The sequence below is a fragment of the Flavobacterium sp. CAN_S2 genome (assembly GCF_015752255.1).
In the GTDB taxonomy this organism is placed as follows: Bacteria; Bacteroidota; Bacteroidia; order Flavobacteriales; family Flavobacteriaceae; genus Flavobacterium.
Genome location: NZ_JADOVA010000006.1, coordinates 196,664 through 202,889 on the forward strand (window position 1 = coordinate 196,664; position 6,226 = coordinate 202,889).

At 33.8% G+C, this 6,226-nt stretch carries 6 protein-coding genes and 1 tRNA gene; 3 read left to right on the forward strand and 4 right to left on the reverse strand.

The window, feature by feature from the left end; translation table 11 throughout:
• Positions 1-8: 8 nt before the first annotated feature.
• Positions 9-1,295 carry an anthranilate synthase component I family protein gene (locus IWX80_RS16380; protein WP_196854392.1) on the reverse strand — a complete coding sequence of 429 codons (1,287 nt, stop codon included), beginning with the start codon at positions 1,293-1,295 and terminating at the stop codon, positions 9-11.
• A 143-nt stretch (positions 1,296-1,438) separates the two neighbouring features.
• Between IWX80_RS16380 and IWX80_RS16385 the strand changes: the two genes are divergently transcribed.
• Positions 1,439-1,843, forward strand: a complete 405-nt coding sequence (locus IWX80_RS16385; RefSeq protein WP_196854393.1) for a VOC family protein — start codon at positions 1,439-1,441, stop codon at positions 1,841-1,843.
• Positions 1,844-1,881: 38 nt separating this feature from the next.
• Complete coding sequence (locus IWX80_RS16390) at positions 1,882-2,262, forward strand: DoxX family protein (RefSeq protein ID WP_196854394.1); 381 nt, start codon at positions 1,882-1,884, stop codon at positions 2,260-2,262.
• 81 nt (positions 2,263-2,343) lie between these two features.
• On the opposite strand, the gene lpdA is transcribed toward IWX80_RS16390, so the two are convergent.
• Both lpdA and IWX80_RS16400 read right to left on the reverse strand, forming a co-directional pair.
• Positions 2,344-3,747 carry a dihydrolipoyl dehydrogenase gene (lpdA, locus tag IWX80_RS16395; RefSeq protein ID WP_196854395.1) on the reverse strand — a complete coding sequence of 468 codons (1,404 nt, stop codon included), beginning with the start codon at positions 3,745-3,747 and terminating at the stop codon, positions 2,344-2,346.
• Between the two features lie 151 nt (positions 3,748-3,898).
• The gene (locus tag IWX80_RS16400; RefSeq protein WP_113634615.1) at positions 3,899-4,357 is read right to left on the reverse strand and encodes an Lrp/AsnC family transcriptional regulator; all 459 of its coding nucleotides are present in this window, start codon (positions 4,355-4,357) and stop codon (positions 3,899-3,901) included.
• A 276-nt stretch (positions 4,358-4,633) separates the two neighbouring features.
• Between IWX80_RS16400 and IWX80_RS16405 the strand changes: the two genes are divergently transcribed.
• Positions 4,634-5,845, forward strand: a complete 1,212-nt coding sequence (locus tag IWX80_RS16405; RefSeq protein ID WP_196854396.1) for an aminotransferase class I/II-fold pyridoxal phosphate-dependent enzyme — start codon at positions 4,634-4,636, stop codon at positions 5,843-5,845.
• Between the two features lie 294 nt (positions 5,846-6,139).
• On the opposite strand, the gene IWX80_RS16410 is transcribed toward IWX80_RS16405, so the two are convergent.
• Positions 6,140-6,225, reverse strand: a tRNA-Leu gene (locus tag IWX80_RS16410).
• Position 6,226 lies beyond the last annotated feature (1 nt).

Consider the following 6,226-nt stretch of genomic DNA (forward strand, 5'->3'; position numbering starts at 1 on the left):
GTTTGGATTTAACTTAAAACTTCTCGCATCGCTTTTGCTTTAAGCAAACATTCCTCATATTCCTTTTCAGGAATGGATTGCGAAGTGATGGCGCTTCCAACTGAAAAAGAAACGTATTGTTTTTCTTGATTGTATAAAATGCTTCGGATAACAACATTGAAATCAAAATCACCGTTTGGTGTAAAATAACCAACGGCACCGCTATACAACCCGCGTTTTGTTTCTTCCAACTGCTCAATGATTTTCATCACCGAAATTTTTGGTGCTCCAGTCATACTTCCCATCGGGAAAGTGGTTTTTAAGACATCAACAACCGAATATTGCGCATCTAATTTTGACGTTACAGTAGAAATCATTTGATGTACTTGCAAAAAAGAGTAAATTTTACATAACTCTTGTACTTCAACTGATCCTTTTTGTGCCGTTCGAGACAAATCATTCCGCACTAAATCCGTTATCATAACATTTTCGGCTCGTTCTTTTGGGTCTAAAGCCAATTGCATTTTCGATTTTTCATCTACATTTGCATCTAAAAATCGTTTTGCGGTTCCTTTAATCGGTTGCGAAATAATACGTTCTCCTTCTTTCCTTAAATAACGTTCAGGTGTCGCCGAAAGTAAAAAGTGTTTATTATTTTTAAAAAAAACGGCGAACGGAGGTTGAGAAATTTCGTTGAGTTTGATAAATTTTTCTACAGGATTAATCGTTGCGTTTTCAGCAAAAAATTCCATACAAAAATTAGCTTCATAAATATCGCCTTGATGAATGTGTTCCAAGACTTTAGAAACCTTTTCAAGATAACTCTCTTTCGTAATCCGTTGTTGAATATTTACTAATGCTTCTATTTCGACTCTTGACTTTCGAATTTCGACAATTTCTTCAAAATCTAACTCCACTTCATCGTCACACATATTGAGATATTGAATTTCAAGTTGATTTCCTTTCAATAAAAATAACTTTTTAGGCTGAAAGAAATACAAATCCGGAAAATCCAGCCCATCAAAATTCTGAGATTGTAACTGCTCAATATCATTTTTTAAATCATAGGATAAATATCCAAAAAGCCAATCTTTGGTACTTTGCTGATATTGTTTTAAATCCTCAAAAGCATTCTGATAATCTGTTTTTATTGAAGTAAATGCATCAACGGCAAGAACACAATCATAACTGGAATAATTTTGTGGATAATCATTGCTGTCCAAATAAATGATTTCTCGAAACTGTTGAGACCAAAATAAAAGCTGTTCTTTAAACAGTTTTGGATCAGAAATAGACTTGTAAATAGAAGTTCTCAAAAAGTATTGGTATTTAAAATTCAAAATTACAACAAAAAATAAACCTTCAATAACTGATTTTACTAAAATTAGCTTATTTTTTTTGTAAATTTGATAGTGCGTAATCCGTTTTAGATTTTTCAAATCATTAAATCTTTCCCGTTATGGCTTCCAAAATTTTCCTCAATTTAGCTGTTAAAGGCCTTAAAAAATCGATTGATTTTTTTACTACACTTGGATTTTCCTTCAATCCACAATTTACAGATGAACATGCCACTTGCATGATTATTGGAGAAAATATTTTTGTGATGCTAGTTACTGAGCAACGATTTAAAGACTTCACCAAAAAAGAAATTTGCAACGCCCATAAAAATACCGAGGTATTAATTGCAATTGATGTTGATAGTAGAGAAAAAGTAGATGAAATGGTAAAAACCGCAGTAGATGCCGGTGGTTCAATTTATATGGAGCCGCAAGATCATGGATGGATGTATGGACATAGTTTTGCCGATTTAGACGGTCATCAATGGGAAGTTTTCTATATGGATGAAAGTACTATTCCCAAATAATAATTCTCAAATGTGTAACCTCTAAAAAACCATATACTATGAAAATTGCAATTATTATTATCCGTACTTTAATTGGGCTTATATTACTTTATGCTTCTGTTAGCTTTTTTCTAAAACTAGCACCAGAACCTGAAGTTACAGGAAACTTCAAAGCTTTCAATATAGGTTTAGTCGCATCTACTTACATCTTGCCTCTAGCAAAATCAATAGAATTCCTTTGTGGATTATCGTTTCTTACGGGACGCTATGTTACATTAGCGAATCTATTAATCCTACCAATCACCTTAAACATATTATTTATTAATTTTTTCTTGTCCCCTCAGGGAATACCCATTGCAGTATTTCTCTTTTTAGGTAATCTGTTTTTAATTTACAGCCATTGGGAAAATTATAAAGGTCTGTTTATAGCAAAAGGCTAAAAAAAAATACTACAAACTAAGAAACCCGCTCAATTTAGATTGAACGGGTTTCTTTATTGTATAGAAAATGTAATTAACTAATTACACATGTAAAGCTCTATTATCAGTTGCTGCTAAAGCTGCTTCTTTTATTGCTTCCGCAAAAGTTGGATGCGCATGAGACATTCTAGAAATATCTTCAGCAGATGCTTTAAATTCCATTGCAGTAACTGCTTCAGCAATTAAATCCGCACAACGAGCACCAATCATGTGAACGCCTAAAACTTCATCCGTTTTTGCATCAGCAAGAATTTTTACAAATCCGTCTAAATCTCCACCTGCACGAGCACGACCTAAAGCTTTGAAAGGAAAACTTCCTGATTTATAATCAACACCAGCTGCTTTCAATTGCTCTTCCGTTTGTCCAACAGCAGCCACTTCTGGCCAAGTGTACACAACTCCAGGAATCAAGTTATAATCAATATGCGGTTTTTGACCTGCTAATATTTCGGCAACCATAGCTCCTTCTTCTTCAGCTTTGTGCGCTAACATTGCTCCACGAACTACATCTCCAATTGCATAAATATTTGGAATATTAGTTTGCAAATGATCGTTTACTTCAACCATTCCTCTATCTGAGATTTTCACTCCTGCTTTATCAGCATTTAATCCATCAGTGTATGGACGACGTCCTACAGAAACTAATGAATAATCTCCTTCCAGCGTAATGGTTTCTCCTTTTGCATTTTCAGCTTGCACTACAACTCCTTCACCATTTCTTTCCACTGATTTCACTTTGTGCGAAACGTAGAATTTCATGCCTTGTTTTTTCAATACCTTAGTCAATTCTTTAGACAATGAAGCGTCCATTCCAGGAATGATTCTGTCTAAATATTCTACAACAGAAACTTGTGCTCCCAATCGTAAATACACTTGACCTAATTCGATTCCGATAACTCCACCACCAATAATTACCAAATGCTTTGGCACTTCTTTAAGTTTCAAAGCTTCTGTAGAAGTAATAATTCTTTCTTTATCGATTTTGATAAATGGCAAAGAAGATGGTTTTGAACCTGTTGCAATTATGATGTTTTTAGCTTCGATAGTTTCAGAAGTTCCATCTGCTTTTGCAACAGCAACATGCGTAGAATCCACAAATGAACCCAATCCTTCCAGAACTGTAATTTTATTTTTGTCCATTAAAAATTTCACACCACCGGAGGTTTGATCGACAACAGCTTGTTTGCGTGCAATCATTTTTTCAAGGTTTACCTTTACTTCTCCAGAAAGTTCAATACCGTGATCTGCAAAATGAGCAATTTCACTGTAATGATGAGAAGAAGCAAGCAATGCTTTTGAAGGAATACAACCTACATTCAAGCAAGTTCCTCCAAGAGTGGAATATTTTTCTATAATTGCTGTTTTGAAACCCAATTGTGCACAACGAATTGCTGATACATATCCGCCTGGTCCAGAACCTATAATGACTACGTCAAATGAACTCATAGTATATTTTTTTATGGTGTTTTTATAAAATGTTGCACAAAATTAAGGAATTAAGTTTTGTTTAAAGTTTAATTCAGAAGGTTTTTTGTTACGAATTTTTAGTAATTAACATTTACTTACCATTGAATACCACTTTAAATCCATGTTTATTCTAAATATCAACAATGGTCGTGTTTTTTACTTCACTAATCATGAATGTACTATGAGTACTGCCTATATGCTCCAATGTTGTGAGTTTTGTAACCAAAAATTCTCGATAGGCTTCCATGTCTTTTACTACTATTTTCAAGATATAATCATAATCTCCACTTACATGATGGCATTCAATTACTTCCTTAAGTTGTATCACTTCGTTTTCGAATTTAGCGATAAACTCTTTCGTATGCTGAATCAGTTTAAGGTGACAAAAAACAACAAAACCTTTTTCGACTTTTGAACGATTCACTAACACAACATATTTATCGATAATACCTTCTCTTTCCAGTTTTTTAATGCGCTCGTAAACGGCAGTAACTGAAAGATTAAGTTTTAAGGACAATTCCTTGGTTGTTTTTTTACAGTCTTTTTGTAATAAAAAAAGCAACTTTTTATCTACTAAGTCTAATGTCATTTTTATTGAGAATTTGAATTGAAATAAAATCTATATAAATCCTATTTAGGAAGCTAATTTAGAAAATTAAATTACATTTTTTATCTTTTATAGTTTTAAAATCTAATAATAAACAATAGTATTGATTATTAATCTATAACACTGTTATTTTGAATAGATTTAATCAAGACCGAATCCCCTAGCCCTGATAGCAGCAGCATCCTTTTACTTTTTTCTTTAAAAAGTAAAAGATAAAGCGAATAGCAGGAATAGCTTCAAATAACAAAAAAAACAACTATGAAAAATTTTAATCCCGCAGACAACATTCAGGATTTACAGTACTTTGGTGAATTTGGTGGTGTAAATCCATCGATTTCAGACTCCTCAACCTATACTTTTTTATCGGCGAAAACGATGTTCGATACTTTTGAAGGCAATATGGAAGGATGCTATTTGTACTCCCGTCACTCTTCACCGAGTAATTTATATTTAGACAAAGCCTTGGCAGCAATGGAAGGAACAGAAACGGCTAATGTTTCGGCTTCAGGAATGGGAGCAATTACTCCTACTCTATTGCAATTATGCGGTTCGGGCGACCACATCGTTTCGAGCAGAACAATTTATGGCGGAACCTATGCTTTCTTGAAGAATTTTACTCCGAGATTTGGTATCAAAACCACCTTTGTTGACATCACAAAACTCGATGTTGTAGAAGCAGCTATTACTCCAGAAACTAAAGTTTTGTACTGTGAAACGGTGAGTAATCCTTTATTAGAAGTGGCTGATATTGAAGGCTTGGCAAAAATTGCTAAAAAACACAATTTGAAATTGGTTGTCGATAATACTTTTTCGCCATTATCCGTTTCTCCTGCAAAATTAGGTGCTGATATTGTGATTCACAGTTTGACAAAATACATCAACGGAAGTAGCGATACTGTGGGTGGTGTGACTTGTGCATCACAAGAATTTATCGACAGTTTAAAAAATGTGAATAGCGGTGCTAGTATGTTATTGGGCCCAACAATGGACAGTTTGCGTTCAGCAAGTGTGATGAAAAACTTACGCACATTACATATCCGAATGAAACAACACAGCCATAATGCGATGTATCTTGCAGAACGTTTTGAAAAAGACGGACTGAAAACGGTTTATCCGGGTTTGAAAAGTCACCCAAGCCATGAATTATATTCAGGAATGATCAATCATGAATATGGTTTTGGCGGAATGATGACGTTGGATGTAGGAACTTTGGAGAAAGCCAATGCGTTAATGGAATTGATGCAAGCCAAAAATCTTGGCTATCTTGCCGTGAGTTTAGGATTCTATAAAACCTTATTTAGCGCTCCCGGAACTTCAACATCCAGTGAGATTCCTATGGAAGAACAAATAGAAATGGGATTGACTGATGGCTTGATTCGGTTCTCAATCGGTTTAGATAATGATATTGAAAGAACGTATCAAATGATGAAGAAATGCATGATAGAATTGAATTTACTAAGATCCAAATAATTATTAAAAAATACTAAACAACCAAGAAGCAGCAAAATATTTAGCTGCTTTTTGGTTATTTTATTATCAATACTAGAATTCATTTTTTATTTCAGCTATATCCATATATTAAATTTTTAGGGCACAATTTATAGGGTACGATAAATTGATTTTTCCTTGTTCAGATTATCAAACGTTTTTTAATGATCTACAAATTTTAAACTTAATCGATTTTAGGATTAACACTTTAACATTAAAAAAAAGACTTAAAAATAAAAAAACTTCAGTTAGCGTTAGCCAACTGAAGTTTTTTAGTACTCAGAGCGGGACTTGAACCCGCACGAACATTGCTGTTCACTGGATTTTAAGTCCAGCGTGTCTACCAATTTCACCATCCGAGCA

What these genes read in the sequence shown, in the direction of transcription:
- IWX80_RS16385 (WP_196854393.1), top strand. Translation starts at nt 1,439, where the DNA reads ATGGCTTCCAAAATTTTCCTCAATTTAGCTGTTAAAGGCCTTAAAAAA.
- IWX80_RS16390 (WP_196854394.1), top strand. Translation starts at nt 1,882, where the DNA reads ATGAAAATTGCAATTATTATTATCCGTACTTTAATTGGGCTTATATTA.
- lpdA (WP_196854395.1), bottom strand. Translation starts at nt 3,747, where the DNA reads ATGAGTTCATTTGACGTAGTCATTATAGGTTCTGGACCAGGCGGATAT.
- IWX80_RS16400 (WP_113634615.1), bottom strand. Translation starts at nt 4,357, where the DNA reads ATGACATTAGACTTAGTAGATAAAAAGTTGCTTTTTTTATTACAAAAA.
- IWX80_RS16405 (WP_196854396.1), top strand. Translation starts at nt 4,634, where the DNA reads ATGAAAAATTTTAATCCCGCAGACAACATTCAGGATTTACAGTACTTT.